Raw genomic sequence first — 22,094 nt, 5'->3', positions numbered from 1 at the left:
ACGACTGTCCAAATTCTTGGCGGGCACACTCCGCCCGGAGCTTGACAGTTGTCAAGGCAAAATTTGACAGTTGTCAAAGAGGATGGTCTGTAGACGATGACGGACGAAGTGATCGTCGTAACGAAAAGACGGGAGACAGCGCGACAATGGCGCGGCAAGCGACAGGAGCGGCGAAACGTGAGGCCATGGCAGAGGTCGTGCGGGACGACAAGTTCAACGCGCGGCGCGTCGAGCTTGCCGAGGCCGCGCTCGAAACGCTTGGAGAGCTCGGCTTCGCACGCACCAGCCTGCGCGAAATCGCGCAGAACTCGGCGTTCACGCACGGCGTGTTCCACTATTATTTCAGCGACAAGCTCGACCTGATCTGCTGCTGCGTCCGCCACTACAAGGCGAAGTGCGTGACGCGATATGACGAGGTTGTCGCGACAGCAACGAGCCGCGACGAATTGACGGAGGGTTTCCTCGCCAAGCTCGCAGCAACACTGCAGAACGAAGCCCGCATGCACCGCCTTTGGTACGATTTGCGCTCGCAGGCGATGTTCGAGGCGGCGTTTCGCAAGGATGTGCTCGAGATCGACAAGAGCCTGGAAGCGATGATCTGGCGCATCGCCTCCCGCTATGCCGAGCTCGGCGGCAAGCGACCGGCGTCGTCGGCCGCCGCGCTCTATGCGCTGTTCGACGGTCTATTCCAGAGTGCGCTGCTCAAGCACCTCGCGGGTGACAAGACGGCGACCCCCGAATTGCTCGACGAAGTCCGGCGCCTGCTGCCAACAGTCTGCTGAGGCGGCGCGTTGCACGAAGGTGTGCCCGTTTTCATTTGTGCGACGGATCGGCCGCACTGTCCCCGTCTCGCAATGACGGGGTGTGAGGCTACAGCGAGCCCAACTCTCGTGTCCCGGACGCGCTGCAGCGTGCAACGCTGCCGCGCAGAGCCGGGACCCAGAAAGCGACACGCACAATTGTGGAGAGATGGGCCCCGGCTCTGCAGCGCACCGCTGAAGAAGCGCTGCGCTGCGTCCGGGGCAAGAGAAGCAAGCCTTACGCCGCAGTCGCCGGCGGCAGCGCGAGCACCGAATAGATCGCCTGGGCGTCGCGCGAGGCGCGGAGCTTCTTGGCGATGTCCTGGTCGCGCAGCAGGCGGGCGATGCGGGCGAGCGCCTTCAGATGATCGGCGCCGGCGCCTTCGGGGGCGAGCAGCAGGAAGACCAGGTCGACCGGCTGGCCGTCCATCGCCTCGAAATCGATCGGGCGATCGAGCCGGGCGAACAGGCCGAAGATCTTCTCGAGCTTGGGCAGCTTGCCGTGGGGAATGGCGACGCCGTAGCCGACCGCGGTGGTGCCGAGCTTCTCGCGCTGGAGCAGCACCTCGAACACCGCGCGCTCGTTCTGGCCGGTCAGCTCGGCGGCCTTGGCCGCGAGTTCCTGGAGCGCTTGCTTCTTGCTGTTGACCTTCAATGCCGGAAGAATCGCCTCCGGGGCGACCAGATCGGTAATCGGCATGGAAGTGTTCCGAGGTGAATTAAACCGTCAGGTTCCGAATAGGCCGGCTCGATCAGATCGAGCCCGGCCGGCGTCAAGAAGGTGAAGCAGGAGGCGGACTTAGCCCCGATCCTGATGTGGGGCGCTTCTACTCCAACGCAATCCCGGTGCCAACTCCCGCGTGCGGCTTTGCCCCGGTCATTGTTAAGACCTGTGGTTGATACGGGCCGCTATTGCCGGGCTAGCTACCCGATTTGGCCCCCGGGGGGTCGATCCAGCCGACATTGCCGTCGGCGCGGCGGTAGATGATATTCACCCGGCCCGAGGAGCCGTGCTGGAATACCAGGCAAGGTGCCCCACTGAGGTCGAGTTCCATGACGGCTTCGCTGACCGACATCTGCCTCAGCGACGTCGTGGCCTCGGCGATGATCACGGGGCTGTAGCCGGTGACCTCATCCTCGTCGTCGCCCTCGCCCGGCGCCTCCAGCACGTAAGCCGTCGCGTCGAGCGCGGCCAGCGCCGCGGAGGCGACATGGGCCTTGCGGGCCGAACGGTCCTTGAGCCGGCTCTTGTAGCGCTTGAGCCGCTTCTCGATCATCACGAGCGCCTGGTCGGCGCTGGCATAGGCGTCCTGCGCGTTCGAATCGGCTTCCAGCGTAATGCCGGAATCGAGATGCAGCGCACAGTCGGTGCGGAAACCGAGGCCGTCCTTGCTCAGCGTGATGTGGCCGGAGTAGTTGCCGTCGAAATATTTACGGAGGACCTCTTCGGTCCGGTCGTTCACGCGGCCGCGAAGGGCCTCACCGACGCTAACGCTCTTGCCCGAAATCCGAAGAGTCATGTGATACCTCGCTTGGTTTGCTGGCCTAGCTTGGATCGGTCGCGAATTGGGGGATGAGAGTAGCGCGATTTCGCGCCAGCGCAATCAGGCCGGTTCGACGTTGCGCGAGCGATCGGACATTGCGGTGGAAAGGACGTTACCAAGAGCGCTCTGCTTGTCACGACGGCGTTGCACCGAGGACGGAATGCGCATGGCTTCGCGGTACTTCGCGACCGTGCGGCGGGCAATATCAATGCCCGAAGCGCGCAAGCGTTCCACGATGGTATCATCCGACAGGATCGCGGCAGGTGCTTCCGAATCGATCAGCTGCTTGATGTGGTGACGCACGGCTTCAGCCGAGTGCGCCTCGCCGCCGTCGGCCGAGGCAATCGACGCGGTGAAGAAATATTTCAACTCGAATGTGCCGCGATTTGTCGCCATGTATTTGTTGGCGGTGACGCGCGACACCGTGGATTCATGCATCTGGATGGCGTCGGCGACCGCCTTCAGATTCAGCGGCCGCAGATGCGCGACACCATGGGTGAAGAAGCCGTCCTGCTGCCGCACGATCTCGGTCGCGACTTTCAGGATGGTGCGGGCGCGCTGGTCGAGCGCGCGCACCAGCCAGGTCGCGTTCTGCAGCGCGTCGGTGAAATACGACTTGTCGCCGTCCTTGCCCTTTTTCTTCGAGAGCTCGGAATAGTAGGTCTGGTTGACCAGCACGCGCGGCAAGGTGTCGCTGTTGAGCTCGACATGCCAGCCACCGTCCGGACCCGGGCGAACATAAACGTCCGGCACCATGGTCTGCAGCCGCGCCGAGCCGAATTTCATGCCGGGCTTGGGATTGAGGCGGCGAATCTCGCCGATCATGTCAGCGATGTCCTCGTCGTCGACGCCGCAGAGCTTGCGAAGAGCGCCGATGTCGCGCTTGGCGAGGAGATCGAGATGCTCGACCAGCGCCTGCATCGCCGGATCGTAGCGATCGAGCTCGCGGAGCTGGATCGCCAGGCATTCGCTCAAGCTACGCGCGCAGACACCGGGCGGATCGAATTTTTGCAGCACGGCAAGAACGTCATCGACGTCCTTTTGTGTCGCGCCAAGCCGCTCGGCCGCCTGGCCGAGATCGGGCGGCAGATAACCGGCCTCGTCGACGAGATCGATCAGGTACTGCCCGATCATGCGCTGCGCCGCGCCGGTGAAGGCGACCGAGAGCTGCTCGGCAAGATGGTCACCGAGCGTGGTTTCCGCCGCGACGAAGGCTTCGAGATTGTAGTCCTCGTCACCGGAGGCACCGCCGCCCCATTCCGTGTAGGTGGTCGGCGCGACGTCCTGGGCGTTGCGCGCCGCCGCCTCGGCGGGCTCCTCGGAGAAGACGTTGTCCAGGCCCGTGTCGAGGGTCTGCTCGATCTCGGCGCGGGTGCCGAGATCCTTGCTCATCCATTCTTCCTGGCCAGGCTCGAAGGCGTTGCCGCTGCCGCCAAAGCCGTCATCGGCGCCCTGACTGCCTGAATCATCGCCATCGTGGTCGCTGAACTGGGCGGCCTCGGCCGGGGCTTCGCCGCCGGGGGCCTCGTCATTGGCCCGCTCCAGCAGGGGGTTACGCTCGAGTTCCTCCTCCACGAAGGTCGTGAGATCGAGATTGGACAATTGCAGCAGCTTGATCGCCTGCATCAGCTGCGGCGTCATGACCAGCGACTGCGATTGCCGGAACTCTAATCTCTGCGTAAGCGCCATCTAACAAGAACCGTTCCCGAAAATTGGTCCGATTCTTGCTTATCTTAGTCCTGGCCTGATGTACACGCCTTGACGAAAAGGAAAAAAAGGCTAGAGGCGGAATTCCTCGCCAAGGTAAAGGCGGCGAACATCCGGATCGGCGACGATCTCGTCCGGGCTTCCCTCAGTCAAGATCTCACCGGCATAGACGATGTAGGCGCGGTCGGTGAGGCCGAGCGTCTCGCGCACATTGTGGTCGGTGATCAGCACGCCGATGCCGCGATTGGTGAGATGGCGAACCAGGTCCTGAATGTCGCCGACCGCAATCGGATCGATGCCGGCGAAGGGCTCGTCGAGCAGCATGTAGTTCGGACGCGTTGCGAGCGCACGCGCGATCTCGACGCGGCGACGCTCGCCGCCGGACAGCGCAATCGACGGCGATTTCCGCAGGCGCGTGATGTTGAATTCGTCGAGCAGGGAGTCGAGCTGCTGCTCGCGCTTCTTGCGCGAGGGCTCGACCACTTCGAGCACGGCGCGAATGTTCTGCTCGACGGTGAGGCCGCGGAAGATCGAGGCTTCCTGCGGCAGATAGCCGATGCCGAGCCGCGCGCGCTGATACATCGGCAGCTTGGTGACGTCGTGACCGTCGAGCTCGATCGCGCCGCGATCGGCCTTGATCAGGCCGGTGATCATGTAGAACACGGTGGTCTTGCCGGCACCGTTCGGGCCGAGCAGACCGACGGCTTCGCCACGCCGTACATAGATGCTGACGCCGCGCACGACCTGGCGGCTACCAAAACTCTTTTCCACGCTATGCACAGCCAGGAAGCCCGGCCGCTTGAGGAGTTGCGGCCCGCCCGAGCCGTTGGACTTGGCAGCGGGCTTGTTGGCAGGCCTGGCTTTGGGCGGTTGAGCCGCCGGCTGACGCGCCCGCAGCGGGGCCTCGACGCCATAGGGGTCCGAGGCCTGCACGGGCTGGTCACGGGCAATCGGCGGCGCGTCCCGCACCGGGCTCGCCACCAGGCCGCCGACACTGTCACCGAGCGCGGTGATGTCACGGGCAAATCCTGGCCGGCCGCGCTTGGCGGGGCGCCGACGGAACATGCTGAATAGATCGACCATCCCCGCCTTCTAGCCTGCTACGGATCCTGCGCGGTAGTCGCGCGGTCTGCCGCGCCGGCCTCTTGCTTCGCCGACGCAGCATGAATGTAGGGATGTCTCATGCCCAGTGAAACACGCCCGAAAAGCGGCGGACCCCGCTTCGAAAGCCCTGCGCTAGATACAGTCTCGCCGGGCAAGCTTCAACCTCGGATCGGCCGCATCTGAGCCAAGCTATTGAATTTACTTTTGTTTACCTGAACCGGGCAGCTGCAAAGGCGAGCCCGCGCCGGGGGCCACCGGCGTTCCGCATTTGCCGTTCGCGCCGCCCTGGGTCTGGATGAACAGGCCCTGCACCTTGCCGCTGTCGGATTCCACCCGGGAGACGCCGGTGGTCATGTCGACCATGAGGCGGTCGCCGCGCAGCACGTTCTGGCACTGCGTCAGCACCACGCCGCCGAGCATGGTGATGAGGTTGGTCTTGGTGTCGAACACCGCGGTCTCGCCGGTCACCACCTGGTCCTTCTGGGTGACGACGACATTGCCGCGCGCTTCCAGCCGCTTGATCGAGGAGGCGCCGCCCGGCCCCGGCGTCGCCGACTGTATTGGCGCCCCCTTCTGGCCCTTTGCGGGTGCGGTTTGCCCAGTTGCCGGCTGCGGCGCGGCCGCCTTGTCGCTGCTGGATTCGTAGAACACCACCAGCGTCTTCGAGGTCATGGTGGTGTCGCCCTGCACGACCTTCACATTGCCCGAGAAGGTCGCTTCCTTTTTCTTGTCGCGCATCTCGAGCGAGGCGGCTTCGATCTGGATCGGCTGATCGCGATTCTGCGAAAAGCCCTGCATCGCATTGGGCACGCCTTGCATCGTGCTTTGCGCAACGGCGGCACCGGTCGCAATCAGCGCCGCGCCGCCAAGCGCGATCGCCGCGACGATGGCGCGACGCTTGCTGTCGTTGCGCGGAAAAAAAAGAGCCATGAAAATCACTTTGAGTTCGAAGATTTGTTCTTGGACTTCACAGGCGGCGGCGCGGGCGCGGGCTGCTCGACCGGCACGGGCGCAGCGTCATCCGTGCTGATCTTGTCCAGATGCATCACGACATTGCCTTCGAAGCGGATGACGTCGCCGCCTTCGGTGATGCGCAAGCGATCGGCGGTGAGCGTGCCGTTGGTCAGCTTGACGTCGACATGGTCATCGGAGGAGACCGTGCCCTTGGCCATGTCGACGAAGGCTGAGTTCAGCCGCGCCTCATAGCCGGTCGAAGTGCGCAGGAAGATGTCCTTGTGCAGATCGAGCTGCTGCTGCTTGTTGTCGAAGCGGCCGGTGCGGGCATCGAGGAACATGGTCGACTGGTCTTCCATCAGCAGCTTCGCGCGCAGATCGGCGAGATCGACGTGATCGGGATCGGTGATGTCCTGCGTTGCGGTCTTGGCCCAGAGCTCATAGGGCCGCTGGTCCGGGTTGAAGCCGGACATATGCGGCGATTCCATCGTGATCTTGGTGCCGGAGACCACGAGGTTTCCGGAATCGACCTTCACGGGGATCATGGAGAAGGGGTTGAGGAAGGTCGAGACCGCGACGATCGAGGCCATGGAGAGAACCACCGTCACCGGCACCGCGATGCGCAGAATCCGCACCAGGCGGCTGTGGCGCGCCGCGGTGGCAAACTTCGCCGCAAGCGCGGCGTCGTAGGTGGAAAACTGGGCCGAGTTCACCGCTGCTCCGGGGGCATCGCTTGCCTGGTCAGAAGGCTCCAATCGAGGGCGCCCCATTGTACCCGCGACCTCGGGAATATGCAGCCTTGAGCATATCAGCTTTGGACAGGCCGTTACGAAAGTGTCCGAAACGGGGCGATCGTCTCTCCCTCTCCCGCTTGCGGGAGAGGGCTGGGGAGAGGGTGTCACCGCAATGGGACAGTCCCCTAGAGGAGAAAACCCTCACCCGCGCCTTCGGCGCGACCTCTCCCGCAAGCGGGAGAGGTTAAGCACCCATCAGGAATGCGCGAAAATGTCCTCTTCCTCCCAGCCCTGGAGGTCGAGCAGGGCACGGGTCGGCAGGAAGTCGAAACAGGCCTTGGCCAGCTGGGTGCGGCCCTCCCGCACCAGTATCGCGTCGAGCCGCTCACGCAGGGCGTGCAGGTGCAGTACGTCGGAGGCGGCGTAGGCGAGCTGCGGCTCGGTCAGGCTGTCGGAACCCCAGTCGCTGGATTGCTGCTGCTTGGAGAGGTCGACATTGAGCACCTCGCGCACGAGGTCCTTGAGACCATGGCGGTCGGTATAGGTGCGGGTCAGGCGGGAGGCGATCTTGGTGCAGTAGATCGGCCCGGTCATCACGCCGAAGCTCTGGTACAGCACCGCGACGTCGAACCGCGCAAAATGGAAGATTTTCGTGATGGCGGGATTGGCGAGCAGGGCCTTCAGGTTCGGCGCGTCGGTGTGGCCCTTGGGGATCTGCACGACGTCGGCGCTGCCGTCACCGGGCGAGAGCTGGACCACGCAGAGCCGGTCGCGGTGCGGGTTCAGCCCCATGGTCTCGGTGTCGATCGCCACCGCACCGGTGTAGCGGGTGAGGTCAGGCAGGTCGCCGCGATGCAGGCGTACGGTCATGGCGTTTCAAACCCTCAATCGAATCGGCGCTGGATCAAATTAATGCCTGAAGCGGCAACTGGCGAGGGCCGGCCGGGTCGAAGATCCGCCAGCAGCCTTGCGCGCCGCGATGTAGCTGCTGGCCACGGCCGGCGCAAGCATCGGGGCCGTATTTCAACCGGCCGGCGCGCGTTCGGCGGCCGAGACGCAGAGCCGTCTGGTCCGGAACACCACGTCCCGCTGCGAGGACAATGTCTCGCAGCGATCGACGACGTAACCGATGCCGTGCCCCGCGGCATAGGCCAATCGTGCGGCGTGGGACTCCAGCGCCTCCGTCTCGGTCATCCGCTCGTGCCAGATCCGGTAGTAGGACGGCGTCCACATCGCGGCGGCCCCGCGCTTGTAGTCGACCCAGATGCGGCGATGCGCCACGAATTCGAAGATGATCGCCCGTGCGAGCGCGAGGTCCGCGGGATCCGCCGTCGTGGTTTCCGGGCGATGGGGCGGCGGCAGGAAGATCGCATCGGTCCGTGTCGTGGCGCTCGCCCAATTGCCGACGTCCTTCCACTCACCGACCGCATCGTTGAAGAGGCGGTTGAGGGCGACGTCCTGCCAGACCGCAAGCCGCCATAGCACCAGACCCGCCAGCGCCAACGCCGCATAGCCGAACCGGCGATGCGAGGCGGGCGCGTCGTCCGTCACGGATCGCTTCGAGCCCGTGGCCAGGACCACGCCCACAACCAGCGGAACGACGAGCGCGATTGCGATGCCGTTGATGCCAAGGCAAAGCAGCATCAGGCATCCCGGGAGGAAGGCGATCGCACGGTCGCGGCTCAGCCAGTTGGTCGCGAGCGCCGCCACGGCAAGTCCGGCCAACAGATAGATCTGCGTGCCCGAACGCAGCAGCTGAAGATTGAGAACGAGATTCGCGCCGGAGACGAATGGAATGACGATACCGGCCGCATAGACCAGGACCGCGCCGAGATAGGCCGCCTGCAACGCGCGCGCCCGGGCGCCGAACCACGCAAACGCGGCGGCGCCGGCAGCGATCACCGCGACCATCACGAGGATGTTGTCGAGATCGACCGCCGTGATCAGCGAATGGCCGGCATAATATTCACGGAGATAGGCCGGATAGTCGAAGCCTGGCGGCTTGCCGAACTCGGGATTGCCGAGCACGGCATGCAGGACCGGATAGGCAAAGGGGAGCGAGATCACGAGCCCGGCGAGGGTCCGCCAACAGACCGTCCGCAGCGTCGTCTCGCCTCGAAGCATCGAGGTGGCCGCGACGAGAACCAGCAGCGGCGCCAGCCAGACGGCAACGAAGGCATTGACGAAGAAGGTGACACCGCAGGCAATGGCCGCCGACATGAACCATCGTCGTGCCGCGAAATAGATTGCGAGCAGGACGGTGCCGTTGGCGATCTCGGAATGCGTGAAATAGTTCACGAACAGTCCGCCCATGCCGCCGGCCCGGCTGTAACCGTCGAGGAACGCGATCGCGCACAGGATCAGGCTGAAGACGATCTTGTCGCGCCGCGTGACGACGCCGAGCAGCGAGGCGCAGCACAGGAAGCCGACAAAGGACAACAGGCGCGACAGATAATTCAGGACGAAGAACAGCACTTCGGTCCGCCCCACATCCTTCTGCGTGTCGTTCAGCAGGATCCAGACGCCGGAGGCGAAATAGCGCAGCGACTGGATGAAGGCGTCATCGTGAAACTGCGGCTCGTTGCCGAGACCGGCGACAATCGGGAAATGGAACAAATTGTTCTCGATGCCGAAGACGAAGCCGGTGCGCAGCAGGGACACCACGGCCGCGAACGCAGCAATCACCAGCGTATCGACGATCGCAGGCGAGAGCGCCAGCAAGCTCTTCCGGCTCGCCGCACCCAGGCTCGACGTCGCCAGGCTCATCAGATCGCCGCCAGCATGATGCAGACCATCGCCGCCACGGTGATGCGGCTCGCGCCGTCCCGGAAGGCGTAGATGATGGGATCGTCGGGCATCTCGCGGCGATGCGCGATCATCAGGGCCCGGCCGAACCAGTAGAGCAGCAAGGGAGCGAGCAGCCAGAGCATCCAGGGATGGCTGTAGAGCGGCGTCACCGCGGAGGACGAGACATAGAGCGCGAACACCGTCACCGCGTTCATGGCACTCGCGGCCGCCATCGCGGCGATGATTTGCAGATCGCTGATGCGGTAGTCGCGGTTTGACGGATCGGAGAGCCCTGCACCCTCGCGCATACTGAGCTCGCTGAAGCGCTTGATCAGCGCGAGCGAGGTGAACACGAACAGCGAGAACACCATCAGCCATTCCGACAGCATGACGCCGGCCGCGACTGCGCCCGCGCCGATGCGCAAGGAATAAAGCCCGGCGAGCGTGACGACATCGACCAGCATCTTGCGCTTGAGCACGAGCGAATAGGCGATGGTGGTGGCGAGATAGGCGGCGAGCACGCCGAGGAAGGTCAAGGAGATGCAGAGGCTGGCGGCAACGGCGAACGCCCACAGCACGGGGATTGCCGATAGCGCCGACGAGATCGGCAAGTCGCCCGCCGCAAGCGCGCGATGGCGCTTGGTCGGATGCTGGCGGTCGGCGGCGAGGTCGAGCAGATCGTTCATCAGATAGGCGCCCGACGCACAGGCCGAGAACGCCAGGAACGCCAGCAGCGTGGTGCCCAGCGTCGCAAGATTCACCTGATGCGCGGTGATGACGGGCACGAACACCAGCGTGTTCTTGGCGTATTGATAGACCCGCAGCGCCTTCGCCCAGGTCTTCAGGCTCGCGCGGGCGCGGCTTCGGGGCTCGATGCGCTCGATCGCAGCGCGATCGAACGGCAGATTGTCGCCCGCAGCAAGATCGGCGGGCGCCACGACGCCGTCAAAACCGAGGTGGGCGGCGATGCCCGCGGCATGATCGGCGAAGCGGCCGGCGGCGAGATAAATCTTCGCGCCGCGCGCCCGCGCCATCAGCGCCTGGTTCAGCACATCGGCATCATAGGGAAGGTGGGCGTAGTCGAGCTCGGCGCGCGCCAGAATATCCGTGAGTGCCGCCATGCCGGCACGTCCGCCTGCGCCGAAGCGGGCCAGCATGCGCGCAGGGGCAGAGAACAGCGCCTCCATCAGCAGCTCCGAGCGCAGCAGCGCGCCTTCGAGATCGATGACGAGGGTGCGCCCCGGCGCAGACATGGTCTGCGGCGCGGCCTCACTCCGATCGTACTGCCTGACGGGCTGCTCCATCCGAAAACGCTCTGACTGACTGCGACACGGCCGGCCCAAGGGCTGGGGAGGCCGGGGAGCAGGAAAATGGACGGCCGCGAGCCTAGGGAGCATTCGCTAAGGGCGGCTTAATTCGGCCAGCCGAACGCGGCTGGAAGGTCCGCCGCCAGGCTGTTGCAGGGATCCCACAATCCGGCGCGCGCGCGATATACCAGCGGAACTTGGGCCTCGCGCCCGTGGAAATCGCCCACGCCCACCCTATCTGAGCCCAGCTTCTCACCACACATCAGGTGCCATGACAGACCAGACGCTCGCCGCGCCGATCGACGATCAGCAGGAACGCCAGCGCGGCTTTTCGCGCTACCAGTCACTCCTCGTGGCGCTGCTCGCCTTCGCTCAGTTCACGATCATCCTCGACTTCATCATCATGTCGCCGCTCGGCGCCATCCTGATGCCCGCGCTCAACATCACCGCCGGGCAATTCGGCGTCGCGGTGTCGGCCTATGCGTTCAGCGCCGGACTATCGGGTATCCTTGCCGCCGGCTTTGCCGACCGCTTCGACCGCAAGCGGCTGCTGCTGTTCTTCTATGTCGGCTTCACGCTCGGAACGTTGCTCTGCGCGCTGGCGCAGAACTACCACGTGCTGCTGCTCGGCCGGATCGTGACCGGATTGTTCGGCGGCGTGATCGGCTCGATCGTGCTGGCCATTGTCACCGATCTGTTTCCGCTGCACTTGCGCGGACGCGTGATGGGATTCGTCCAGACGGCGTTCGCCGCGAGCCAGGTGCTGGGCGTTCCGGCCGGACTGTTTCTCGCCAATCACTGGAGCTGGCATGTCTGCTTCTTTGCGATCATCGGCCTCTCGATCCTGGCCATCGCCGTCATCGCCTTCGCCATGGAGCCGGTCGATGCGCATCTGAAGCTGAAGCAGGACAAGAACCCGTTCCACCATCTGGTCGCGACCATCGGCGAACCGCGCTACACGCTGGCCTTCGCGGTCACGACATTGCTGGCGACGGGCGGCTACATGCTGATGCCGTATTCCAGCGCCTTCACCGTCAACAATATCGGCATCGACATCGTGCATCTGCCGACGATCTATCTGGTCTCCGGCCTGTTCAGCATCGTCACGGGCCCGCTGGTCGGCCGCGCCAGCGACGCCTTCGGCAAATATCCGACCTTCGTGTTCGGCTGCGCCATGACCGTGATCATGGTGCTGATCTACACCCATCTCGGCCACGTCTCGCTGGTGACCGCGATCATCGTCAACGTCCTGATGTTCGTCGGTATCTTCTCGCGCATGATCCCGTCGCAGGCGCTGATCTCGGCAATCCCCGATCAGAGCCAGCGCGGCTCGTTCAGCGCGGTCAGCGCCTCGCTCCAGCAGTTCTCCGGCGGGCTCGGCTCGGTGCTTGCGGCTGCGATCATCTCGCAACAACCGGACGGTTCGCTGCTCCATTTCGAGCGGATCGGCTATGTCGTCGTCACGACGACGATCATCACGCTGGTCGCGATGTATTTTGTGCAGAAGTCGGTGGCGGAGCGGGCCGGGAGGAGCGTGGTCTGAGGGCTGACAAGGCCGATTTGGCCAGCTCAGATATCCTGGCGGCGGCGATCCAGGGATCGCCGTCCCGTAGCCCACAGCGTTGCGCTCCATCTGGCGTGCAAATTCCTCGTCGCGACGACGTTGCTGGTCCGCCAAGGTCCTCTCTTATTGCAGGGCCGAAAAGCTTGTTGGGCTCATGAAAGAGTTCGAGATATTCGCGAGGATTGGCCCGTCGACCTCCGAGGCCGCGGCTGCCTCCAGCCATTCGGGATCCGTTACGAAGGCACCCCAAAGACGCTCCCGCTCCGCGAGTGAGTCCCAGGCAAGGATGTAGACGAGCTCTAGGTGTGACGGTCCGACCGTGGTGCGCCAAAAGCCAAGCTGGCGAATGCCCAGTCGCTCCCAGATCTTCAGTGTCCGCGTCTCAAAGCGCTTCAGCAGTGCCGGCATCCGGCCCGGCAGGGTGTGGTAGGTGCGCAACTCGTAGATCATCTGTCATCCTCGCTTGGTTTAAAACTCATCCGAGTTACGCCGATTGCGACTGGCATATTTGCCATACTTGTCGTATTTCCTGCCAATGCTCACGCCGGCCTCGGCAACCCCTCGGCATATTGTCTTCCTGGCCTTTGAGGGCTTCCAAGTGCTCGATCTCGCCGGCCCGATGCAGGTGTTCCTTTCGGCGAGCGAACATGCGCGGGATGCCGCAACAGGGCTGCCGATCGATTACCGGGTCTCGGTCGTGTCGTCCGGTCCCAAGGGAGTAAAGGGCTCCTTGTCACTGGCGATCGATGCCGAGCCTTTGCCGTCCGCGTTGATGCCCGGAACAACGGTTATGGTGGTTGGAGGAAAGGGCGTCGAAGCGGCGTCGCGCGATCCCCTTCTGATCGGCTGGTTGCGGAGCCACATGGACGAGGCGGAGCGGATTTGCTCCGTTTGCAACGGTGCACTCGTGCTTGCGCGGGCCGGCTTGCTTGCCGGCAAGCGAGCGACAACGCACTGGGTCGATTGCGACAATCTCCAGCGGAACTTCCGCGATGTCACGGTCGACCGCGATGCCCTCTATGTGCGTGACGGCAAAATCTGGAGTTCCGCAGGCGTAAGCGCCGGCATCGACCTCGCCCTCGCGCTCGTTGCGAATGACCACGGCGAAGCGGCCGCCGCAGTCACGGCCAAGTGGATGGTCCTATACGTCAAGCGACCAGGCAGCCAGTCGCAATTCAGCGAATTTATCGAAACTATTGACCATGACAAGGCTGGAGCCTTTAGGGAGCTTCACCAGTGGATGTTGGGCAATATCAGCCGCGACCTACGCGTTCCTGAGCTTGCGGCTCAGGCGGGCATGAGCGAGCGAACATTCGCACGCAAATATCGAACGTTGATCGGTGTGCCGCCTGCCGAGACGGTCAAACGGCTTCGTGCCGATACGGCACGTCACCATCTTCGGACCTCGACTTTGCCACTCAAGGCGGTTGCGGCCAGATGCGGCTTCGGGTCAGTCGAGCAGATGAATCGGGTTCATCTGAAATTCTACGGTCTGACCTCGCGTACATTACGTGACATCGGATAGCCGTGTGTTGTGCTGCTGACCGGACCACGTGAATGAATGTCGACTCCGGGATATTCGCCAACAGTCCTGGACGGCGCGAGTGTTGTCGTGACTGCGCGGTGACCGCGATCACCGTCAACGTGCCGCTGTTCATCGGCATCTTCTCGCGCATGATCCCGTCGCAGGCGGTGATGTCGGCGATCCCCGATCAAAGCCAGCGCGGCTCGTTCAGCGCAGTCAGCGCCTCGCTGCAGCAGCTCTCCGGCGGCCTCGGCTCGGTGCTGGCGGCCGCGATCATCTCGCAGCAACCGGACGGCTCGCTGCTGCATTTCGAGCGGATCGGCTACGTCGTCGTCACAACGACGATCGTCACGCTGGTCGCGATGTATTTTGTGCAGAAGTCGGTGGCGGAGCAGGCGGGGAAGCGGGTGGTGTGAGGGGGCTGGAGGAGAAGCAGCATGACGAGACGAGCGGACTCGGGCGAAGCCCTTGAAAACCTTTCCACAAAGCTGGCTGCGCTAGACGCCGCGATCGCACGCGGGTTCGATGACGCCGAGACGGGTCGGGTGAAGCCGAGTTCCGAGGTTTTTGACCGACTGGAGGCGAGATTGGCCAGCAAGGCCGACAGACGTGATCCGTCAAAGAGCCCGAAAGACTAGATTGTCTTCAAGGTGGCGCCCGCCGAATAAGGGTCGCACCAACCTAAAATGGTGCCCAGGAAAGGACTCGAACCTTCACGGCCGTTAAGCCACTGGCACCTGAAGCCAGCGCGTCTACCAATTCCACCACCTGGGCATGCCGTTTGGGGCACGGAGGCGGTTACTACGGTTCAGTGACGCCGTTGTCAATTCATGGTTCGGCTTACCGATTGCGCATTGCAAACCGGGCCGATACAAGCCTGATAACACGCACTCTTCCTGCAGAATCTGACCCAGGACAATTCCCATGACATCGAATCTGGAAACTCTCGTCACGGTTTTCGGCGGATCGGGGTTTTTGGGCCGGAATGTCGTCCGCGCGCTGTGCCGGCGGGACTACCGGGTCCGGGTCGCGGTGCGGCGGCCGGAACTCGCCGGATACCTCCAGCCCTCCGGCAAGGTCGGGCAGGTCCACACCATCCAGGCCAATCTGCGCTATCCGGCCTCGGTCGAGGCGGCGGTGCGCGATTCGGATGTCGTGATCAATCTGGTCGGCATCCTCACCGAGGGCGGCGGGCAGACCTTCGACGCCGTCCAAGCCAAGGGCGCCGATACCGTCGCCAAGGCGGCGGCCGCCGTCGGCGCAAGGCTGATCCACGTCTCGGCGATCGGCGCCGATGCCGAATCACCATCGCGCTATGCCAAGGCCAAGGCGGCCGGCGAGGCGGCAGTGACGGCTGCGGTGCCGTCGGCCACGATCTTCCGCCCCTCCGTGATGTTCGGCCCCGAGGACCAGTTCACCAACCGCTTCGCGTCGCTGGCGCGGATGTCGCCGGTGCTGCCGCTGATCGGCGGCGCGACGAAGATGCAGCCGGTCTATGTCGGCGACGTCGCCACCGCGATTGCCGACGCCGTCGACGGCAAGGCCAAGGCGGGCGCGACCTACGAGCTCGGCGGGCCGGAGGTGCTGACCATGCGCGAGATCATCGAGGCCATTGTCGAGATCGCCGATCGCAAGCCGAGGCTGGTGCCGCTGTCGTTCGGCCTCGCCCGCCTCCAGGCCAACTTCCTGCAATTCGCGCCGGGCGCGCTGAAGCTGACGCCGGACCAGGTGATGCTGCTCGAGCGCGACAATGTCGTGTCGGATGCGGCGAAGACCGCGGGGCTGACGCTGGAAGGCCTCGGCATCACGGCGGATTCGCTGGAAGCGATCGCGCCGCAATATCTCTGGCGTTTTCGCCCGCAGGGCCAGTTCCAGCGCAAGAGCGCGTGAGTTGGTTTCACCTCTCCCGCTTGCGGGAGAGGTCGCCGCGTAGCGGCGGGTGAGGGCTTTCTCCTCTAGGGGGTTCTCGCCCGCGGAGATACCCCCACCCCAGCCCTCCCCCGCAAGCGGGAGAGGGAGGGCACCTTCACCGCGGTTGCCGCAGCAACCTCAGAACTTCAGCTTCTTGAACACCGCCTCGGGCAGCGTCTTGATGATGAGCATCACGAGACGCCATTTGCCGCTGACATAGACGACATCCGTCTTCTTCTCGACGGCGCTGAGGATCGCATCACCTACGACAGGCGAGTCGACGGTGAGCGGGCCGATCAGCTTCATGCCTTCCGTCATCTTGGTGCGGACGAAGCCGGGTTTCACGGTGACGACGTGGACGCCGCCGCGGCTGGCGCGGGCGCGCAGGCCCGACAGGAAGGCGGAGAAGCCGGCTTTCGCCGAGCCGTAGACATAGTTCGAGGCGCGGCCGCGATCGCCTGCCACCGACGACACGCCGACAATCGTGCCATTGCCGCGGCCTAAGAATTTTTCGGCGAACAGGCCGAGGATCAGCGACGGGCCTTCGTAGTTCGAGCGCATGATCGTGGTGGCGTGCGCGAGGTCGCTCTCGGCATTTGGCTGCACGCCCAGCAGGCCGACGATCGAGACGACGACGTCGGGCAACACCGGAAGGCCGGCGACGAAGCCGTCGAACGAGGCGGTGTCAAGCACGTCGAATGTCCATGTGCTCGCTTCGATAGTGTAGCGCGCGCGCAGATCGGCGGCGTCAGGCTCGAGCGCGGCGGCATCGCGGCCGGCGAGGCCGACATCGTAGCCGGCCTTGGCAAAGGCGCGCGCCGCGGCGCGGCCGATATCGGAGGAGCCACCGAGCACCAGAACGGTCTTGCGTGATGTCACGGTTTAAACCTCATCGAACAGGCGTTGTGAAAGCTTTGAGCGGATGTTTTTGGCGGGATCGAGCGATTTGCGGATCGCGTTGAAGCGCGATAGTGCGGGATAGCCGGCCTCGAACGTCGCGCGCGACTGCCGCGCATCCTTGGCAAGATAAAGCCGGCCGCCGGCGGCGACGACCAGACGGTCGATCTCGTCGAGGAAATTCAGGATGTCGCCCTTCACCGGGAAATCCAGCGCCAGCGTGTAGCCGGGCAGCGGAAACGACAGCAGGCCGTCGCCGTGGCCGAGCTTCTTCAGCACCGCGAGAAACGACGCATCACCGCGCTTCGAGACACGATCGAGGATGTCAGCGAGCACGGCGCGTGCATTGGCTTCCGGGATCACGCATTGATGCTGGAGGAAGCCGCGTCGTCCGTAGATTCGATTCCAGTCAGCGATGCTGTCGAGCGGAAAGAAATACGGATAGAGCGAGACCACATGGTCGCCGCCGGCGCGCCTGACGCCCATGCGATAGTAGAGCTCGTTGAAGGCGCGGATGCTGACGCGATTGAGCGTCATCGACGGCAGATCAATCGGCACGGCGAGCCCGGGATTTTTGCCGATGGGAAAGCGATCGGCGCCCTCGGCAAGCTCGCTGGCCGCTGCGTGCTCACCGAGATAGATCAGCGAGCGGCCGAGGTCGCGCCCTCGCGCTGCGCAATCAATCCACGCCACCGAATAGGTCGCGGAATCGCCGGTGTCTAGCGCGCGCATCGCAGCGTCGAGATCGGATGCGGAGATCACGCGCTCGCGGATCCAGCCGGTCTCGATCGCGCGCAGCCGCATCGTGGCCTCGAGGATCACGCCGGTGAGACCCATGCCGCCGACGGTTGCGAAGAAGGCATCGGAATTTTGTTCGCGCGAGACCTCGATGGTCTCGCCCGCGCCGGTGCGCAGCAAGATGCTGTCGACATAGCGGCCAAAGCCGCCCTCGCCATGATGGTTCTTGCCATGCACATCGGCCGCGATGGCGCCACCGACCGAGACGAACCGCGTGCCGGGAACCACGAACGGCAGGAAGCCGCGCCGGCCGAAGGTGTCGATCAGGTCGGACAGCAGCACGCCGGCTTCGAGCCGGATGCGGCCAGTTGCCGGGTCGAACGACCTGACCCGGTCGAACCCGATCATCCCGATCGTCCTGACCGCGCCGATCGCGGCATCGCCATAGGCGCGGCCGTTGCCCCGGGCGACAGAGCCGGTCACGGCAGCGACAGCCGCACCCACGGCCTCGAACGACCGCGGCCGCAGCACTTCGCTATCGACGACCGGGAAGCGCCCCCAGCCGCTGACGAGGGTCATCGTTCAGCTCCGCCAGCGGGCCACCCCGCTCCGGACACTGCCTACCGGTCAAAAGCTTATTTTACGTTGAGGGGCGTTTGCGAGTGCGCGGCAGTTGGCGCCGGTGTCCACCTCTCCCCAGCGGGGAGAGGTCGGATTGCTTTGGCGCGCAATTGCGCGCCTGAGCAATCCGGGTGAGGGGCCGCGGCACCCAGTGAGACCAGAACCCCTCACCCGGATCGCATCTTCGATGCAATCCGACCTCTCCCTACGGGAGAGGTAAGTCGAGCGCATCGGCCGGCACTGATCTCAGTCAGAAATTGTCAGAAGTTAATGGCCGAGCGCCAGCGCGATCAGGCCGAGCGTGCCGACGATGACGCGCCACCAGGCGAACACCACGAAGCCGTGGCGGGTGACGTATCCGAGGAACGCCTTCACCACGATGATCGCGGTGATGAACGACACCACGAAGCCGATCGCGACGATGCCCATGTGGTCCATCGTCATCTCGGAGCGGTTCTTGTAGAAATCATAGGCGAACGCACCGATCATGGTGGGGATGGCGAGGAAGAACGAGAACTCCGCCGCCGCGCGCTTGTCGGCGCCCAAAAACATCGCGGCGACGATGCTGGCACCGGAACGCGACACACCCGGGATCATCGCGATGCACTGGGCGATGCCGATATAGAGATACATCATCAGCGGGAACTTGGTGGCGTCGTGCTCGCGCGCCTTGAGATCGAGCCGATCGACCCACAACAGGATGGCGCCGCCCACGATCAGCGAGAAGCACACGACCCAGGGATTGAACAGCATGCTCTTGATATATTTGCCGGCGACGAGACCGACGATGACAGCCGGCAGGAACGCCACCAGCACGCCGATCACGAAGCGGCGCGCATAGGCATCGCCGGTGAACATGCCGATCGCGACGTCCCACAATTTCTTGAAGTACAGCACGACGATCGCGAGGATCGCGCCGAGCTGGATCAGAACCGTAAACGAATCCCAGAAAGCGCCTTCGCCGAGACCGAAGAAACGCTCCGCTAGCAGCAGGTGGCCGGTCGAGGAGACCGGAAGGAACTCGGTCACACCCTCGATGATGCCGAGGATTACTGCCCGTATTGCATCTGACATATTTACGGTCCATTTCCGCTGGAAAAGCGGGGCTCTTCTCGCCCATTCGCCTCTTTCCCGCAATCGCAAAATGCGGCATCGCACCCTTGCTTCGCGGTTTTGAATGACTAGTGTGGCGCCGCACAAACATTGATGGATTCTTAAGCACCATCAAATAGTCAAAGGGTTCATGTTTACGCTGTTTCATCATCCGTTCTGTCCGCATTCGCGTTTCATCCGCCTGATCGCGGGCGAATACGGGCTCGAACTGAAGCTGGCCGAGGAGCGCAGCTGGGAACGGCGCGAGGCATTTCTGCTGCTCAATGCGGCCGGCACGACGCCGGTGCTGGTGGACGACGAACAGCCGCCGATCCCCGGCGCGGCCATCATTGCCGAGTATCTCGATGAGGCCTATGGCGCCGAGATGGGCCCGAAGCGCCTGATGCCGGAGACGATCGCCGAGCGGGTCGAGGTGCGCCGGCTGATGGCCTGGTTCAACGAAAAATTCTTCGAGGAAGTCTCCCACCCGCTCGTCACCGAGCGCATCTACAAGCGCTTCATGAGCGAGGAGAATGGCGGCGGGCCGCCCTCACCCGACGTGATGCGCGCCGCCAAGGCCAACGTGCGCTATCATCTCGCCTATATCGGCTGGCTGGCGCAGACCCGTAACTTCCTCGCCGGCGACCGGCCCACCTACGCGGATTTCGCCGCCGCGGCGCATCTCTCGGCGATCGACTATCTGGGCGACGTGCCATGGAGCGAGGACGACGCAGCAAAGGCGTGGTACGCGCGGGTGAAATCCCGCCCGTCGTTCCGTCCGCTGCTGAGCGAATGGCTGGCGGGCGTGCCGGCGTCGCGGACCTACGTGGACCTGGATTTCTGAACTCCGATCCGACTGAACTGAAGGCGGCGCTCGCGCGCGAGGCGCGCGCGCTCGGCTTCGATTGCATCGGGATCACCGAGCCGGGTACGATCGAAAACGCCGGACAGCATTTCCTCGAATTCATCGCCTCCGGCGGCCATGGCGACATGGACTGGCTCGCGAACCAGCCGGAGCGCCGCGTCGATCCGCGCGGGCTATGGGCTGACGTGCGCTCGGTGATCATGCTCGGCGTCAATTATGGCCCCGACCAGGATCCGCTCGCGATCCTGCGAGAGCGCACGCGCGCGGCGATCTCGGTCTATGCGCAGGGCGACGACTATCACGACCTCATCAAGAAGCGGCTGAAGGCGCTGGCGCGCTGGCTGGTCGCGACCGCGCCGTCGGAAGTGAAGGTGTTCGTCGACACCGCGGCGGTGATGGAGAAGCCGCTCGCGCAGGCGGCCCATTTGGGCTGGCAGGGCAAGCACACCAATCTGGTCTCGCGCGAATTTGGCTCGTGGCTGTTTCTCGGCGCGATCTACACCACGCTCGACTTGCCGCGCGACGGCGCCGAGATCGATCATTGCGGCTCGTGCCAGGCGTGTCTCGACATCTGCCCGACCGCGGCGTTCCCCGCGCCCTACAAGCTCGATGCGCGGCGCTGCATCTCCTATCTCACCATCGAGACCAAGGGGCCGATCCCGCAGGAATTTCGCAAAGCCATCGGCAACCGCATCTATGGCTGCGATGACTGCCTCGCGGCGTGCCCCTGGAACAAATTTGCGCAAGAGGGCCGCGAGGCCAAGCTCGCCGCGCGCGATGAATTGCGTGCGCCGGGTCTTGCTGAACTGTCACGGCTCGACGACGCCGCATTCCGCGCGCTGTTCACGAAGTCACCGGTGAAGCGGATCGGTCGCGATCGCTTCTTGCGGAACGTGCTGATTGCGATTGGTAACTCGGGTGACGCAGCTTTGGCGGACGAGGCGCGGCGATTGCTCGATGATACCAGCCCGCTTGTGCGGGGAGCCGCGGTGTGGGCGTTGGGGCAGTTGGTCGGGCGGGAAGAGTTTGAAGCGGCCAAGGCTGCAGCGCTTGGCGGCGAGTGCGACGAGAGCGTTTGCGAGGAATGGCGGGCTGTTTCCCAGACTTGATTTCCCTGAGCGTTCCCGCAAAGTCGCGCGTCATGACAAACATGCCTTTCTTCACCCGCGACGGCGACACATTCCATCCGACGGAAGTGGCCAATGGCCCGTGGGATCCGAAATCGCTGCACGGACGCGTCATCATCGGCCTGCTCGGCTTCGCCATCGAGGAGCGCCATTCCGGGCCTGAATTCGTGCCGGCGCGGTTGACTGTCGACATGTTTCGGCTGCCGACCATCGACAAGCCGATCGAGGTGACGACGCGTCTGGTGCGCGACGGCCTGCGCATCCGCGTGATCGAGGCGGAGTTTGTCTCCGGCGGCGTCAGCATGGCGCGCGCCTCGTGCCAGCTGTTGCGGCGGACACAAAATCCTGATGGCAATGTCTGGTCGCCGCCGAACTGGGACGTGCCGAAGCCGGACGACATCCCGAAGCCGACCGATCCGCGGCTCGGCATGAACGGCAAATGGACGACACGGCCGATCATCGGCCACATGGGTTCGCTGGGTGCGCGCCGACTCTGGATGAGCGAAGTCCGTGAGCTCGTTGCGGGCGTGCCGATGACGCCGTTCGTCCACGTCGCCACTGGCGCCGATTTCGCAAGCCCGTTTGCCAATGCTGGCGACAAAGGGCTCGGCTACATCAACAGCGACGTGACGATCTATCTGCACCGCCTGCCGGTGACGAACTGGATCGGTTTTGATGTTGTCAATCACCAGGCCACCGACGGCGTCGCGATCGGCGAATGCTGGCTCTACGACGAGCAGGGCCCGATCGGCACCGCGACGGTGGCAGCACTTGCGCAACGCAAGCCGATGGCGAAGCCGTCGCCGCCGCCGTAGTC

Annotated in this window: 20 protein-coding genes, 1 tRNA gene and 1 pseudogene; 8 read left to right on the top strand and 14 right to left on the bottom strand. The window is 64.2% G+C overall.

Translation table 11 applies throughout. The features are described 5' to 3' along the window. Positions 1-185: 185 nt before the first annotated feature. Complete coding sequence (locus tag V1280_RS30630; protein WP_334533110.1) at positions 186-782, top strand: TetR/AcrR family transcriptional regulator; 597 nt, start codon at positions 186-188, stop codon at positions 780-782. 256 nt (positions 783-1,038) lie between these two features. On the opposite strand, the gene ptsN is transcribed toward V1280_RS30630, so the two are convergent. The 9 genes from ptsN to V1280_RS30585 all read right to left on the bottom strand — a co-directional run bounded on the left by ptsN (position 1,039) and on the right by V1280_RS30585 (position 10,934). Then, positions 1,039-1,500: a PTS IIA-like nitrogen regulatory protein PtsN gene (gene ptsN, locus V1280_RS30625; protein ID WP_063681444.1), complete on the bottom strand. Its 462-nt coding sequence runs from the start codon at positions 1,498-1,500 to the stop codon at positions 1,039-1,041. A gap of 220 nt (positions 1,501-1,720) precedes the next feature. Continuing rightward, entirely contained in the window at positions 1,721-2,320 is a 600-nt protein-coding gene (hpf, locus tag V1280_RS30620) for a ribosome hibernation-promoting factor, HPF/YfiA family (RefSeq protein WP_334533103.1), read from the bottom strand. 84 nt (positions 2,321-2,404) lie between these two features. Continuing rightward, positions 2,405-4,033: an RNA polymerase factor sigma-54 gene (gene rpoN, locus V1280_RS30615; RefSeq protein ID WP_334533100.1), complete on the bottom strand. Its 1,629-nt coding sequence runs from the start codon at positions 4,031-4,033 to the stop codon at positions 2,405-2,407. A gap of 90 nt (positions 4,034-4,123) precedes the next feature. Beyond that, positions 4,124-5,134: an LPS export ABC transporter ATP-binding protein gene (gene lptB / locus V1280_RS30610; protein ID WP_334533097.1), complete on the bottom strand. Its 1,011-nt coding sequence runs from the start codon at positions 5,132-5,134 to the stop codon at positions 4,124-4,126. Positions 5,135-5,353: 219 nt separating this feature from the next. Further along, positions 5,354-6,085, bottom strand: coding sequence for an LptA/OstA family protein (locus V1280_RS30605; RefSeq protein ID WP_334533094.1), 732 nt, complete (start codon positions 6,083-6,085; stop codon positions 5,354-5,356). A gap of 5 nt (positions 6,086-6,090) precedes the next feature. Further along, positions 6,091-6,822, bottom strand: a complete 732-nt coding sequence (gene lptC, locus V1280_RS30600) for an LPS export ABC transporter periplasmic protein LptC (RefSeq protein WP_334533091.1) — start codon at positions 6,820-6,822, stop codon at positions 6,091-6,093. 276 nt (positions 6,823-7,098) lie between these two features. After that, positions 7,099-7,713, bottom strand: a complete 615-nt coding sequence (locus V1280_RS30595; RefSeq protein WP_334533088.1) for a ribonuclease D — start codon at positions 7,711-7,713, stop codon at positions 7,099-7,101. A 153-nt stretch (positions 7,714-7,866) separates the two neighbouring features. After that, entirely contained in the window at positions 7,867-9,609 is a 1,743-nt protein-coding gene (locus V1280_RS30590; protein WP_334533085.1) for a hypothetical protein, read from the bottom strand. Continuing rightward, positions 9,609-10,934 carry a UbiA family prenyltransferase gene (locus tag V1280_RS30585; protein ID WP_334533082.1) on the bottom strand — a complete coding sequence of 442 codons (1,326 nt, stop codon included), beginning with the start codon at positions 10,932-10,934 and terminating at the stop codon, positions 9,609-9,611. Before V1280_RS30585 ends, V1280_RS30590 begins: the two co-directional genes overlap by 1 nt. Positions 10,935-11,208: 274 nt before the next feature. Between V1280_RS30585 and V1280_RS30580 the strand changes: the two genes are divergently transcribed. After that, the gene (locus V1280_RS30580; RefSeq protein WP_334533079.1) at positions 11,209-12,480 is read left to right on the top strand and encodes an MFS transporter; all 1,272 of its coding nucleotides are present in this window, start codon (positions 11,209-11,211) and stop codon (positions 12,478-12,480) included. Positions 12,481-12,624: 144 nt separating this feature from the next. Here V1280_RS30580 and V1280_RS30575 read toward each other — a convergent pair whose 3' ends face one another. Further along, positions 12,625-12,951, bottom strand: coding sequence for an NIPSNAP family protein (locus V1280_RS30575; RefSeq protein ID WP_334533077.1), 327 nt, complete (start codon positions 12,949-12,951; stop codon positions 12,625-12,627). Between the two features lie 67 nt (positions 12,952-13,018). Between V1280_RS30575 and V1280_RS30570 the strand changes: the two genes are divergently transcribed. Both V1280_RS30570 and V1280_RS30565 read left to right on the top strand, forming a co-directional pair. Further along, positions 13,019-14,026, top strand: a complete 1,008-nt coding sequence (locus V1280_RS30570) for a GlxA family transcriptional regulator (protein ID WP_334533074.1) — start codon at positions 13,019-13,021, stop codon at positions 14,024-14,026. A gap of 98 nt (positions 14,027-14,124) precedes the next feature. Further along, positions 14,125-14,442: pseudogene (locus V1280_RS30565) on the top strand (MFS transporter); the annotation flags it as partial. A gap of 271 nt (positions 14,443-14,713) precedes the next feature. On the opposite strand, the gene V1280_RS30560 reads toward V1280_RS30565, so the two are convergent. After that, positions 14,714-14,800 (bottom strand) — tRNA-Leu (locus V1280_RS30560). 150 nt (positions 14,801-14,950) lie between these two features. Here V1280_RS30560 and V1280_RS30555 point away from each other — a divergent pair. Further along, on the top strand, positions 14,951-15,916 hold the full coding sequence (locus V1280_RS30555) for a complex I NDUFA9 subunit family protein (protein WP_334533071.1): 966 nt from the start codon (positions 14,951-14,953) through the stop codon (positions 15,914-15,916). A gap of 159 nt (positions 15,917-16,075) precedes the next feature. Here the strand turns inward: V1280_RS30555 and V1280_RS30550 are convergent, their stop codons facing one another. The 3 genes from V1280_RS30550 to V1280_RS30540 form a co-directional block, all read right to left on the bottom strand. Continuing rightward, a complete protein-coding gene (locus V1280_RS30550) occupies positions 16,076-16,816 on the bottom strand; it encodes an SDR family oxidoreductase (RefSeq protein WP_334533068.1) in 741 nt (246 codons plus the stop codon). A gap of 3 nt (positions 16,817-16,819) precedes the next feature. After that, a complete protein-coding gene (locus V1280_RS30545; RefSeq protein ID WP_334533066.1) occupies positions 16,820-18,151 on the bottom strand; it encodes an FAD-binding oxidoreductase in 1,332 nt (443 codons plus the stop codon). A gap of 309 nt (positions 18,152-18,460) precedes the next feature. Then, positions 18,461-19,267, bottom strand: a complete 807-nt coding sequence (locus V1280_RS30540) for an undecaprenyl-diphosphate phosphatase (RefSeq protein WP_334533063.1) — start codon at positions 19,265-19,267, stop codon at positions 18,461-18,463. A gap of 169 nt (positions 19,268-19,436) precedes the next feature. Between V1280_RS30540 and V1280_RS30535 the strand changes: the two genes are divergently transcribed. The 3 genes from V1280_RS30535 to V1280_RS30525 are packed head-to-tail and all read left to right on the top strand — an operon-like array spanning position 19,437 to position 22,092. Continuing rightward, entirely contained in the window at positions 19,437-20,129 is a 693-nt protein-coding gene (locus V1280_RS30535; RefSeq protein ID WP_148749048.1) for a glutathione S-transferase family protein, read from the top strand. Then, positions 20,078-21,259: a tRNA epoxyqueuosine(34) reductase QueG gene (queG, locus tag V1280_RS30530; protein ID WP_334533057.1), complete on the top strand. Its 1,182-nt coding sequence runs from the start codon at positions 20,078-20,080 to the stop codon at positions 21,257-21,259. Before V1280_RS30535 ends, queG begins: the two co-directional genes overlap by 52 nt. 32 nt (positions 21,260-21,291) lie before the next feature. Beyond that, positions 21,292-22,092 (top strand): acyl-CoA thioesterase domain-containing protein, encoded by an 801-nt coding sequence (locus V1280_RS30525; protein ID WP_334533054.1) that lies wholly within the window; start codon positions 21,292-21,294, stop codon positions 22,090-22,092. Positions 22,093-22,094: the final 2 nt, after the last annotated feature.

Source organism: Bradyrhizobium sp. AZCC 2230, from assembly GCF_036924495.1.
Classification (GTDB): domain Bacteria; phylum Pseudomonadota; class Alphaproteobacteria; order Rhizobiales; family Xanthobacteraceae; genus Bradyrhizobium; species Bradyrhizobium rifense.
Note: the sequence above shows the minus strand (reverse complement) of the source record. Positions and strands in the feature narration are given on the sequence as shown.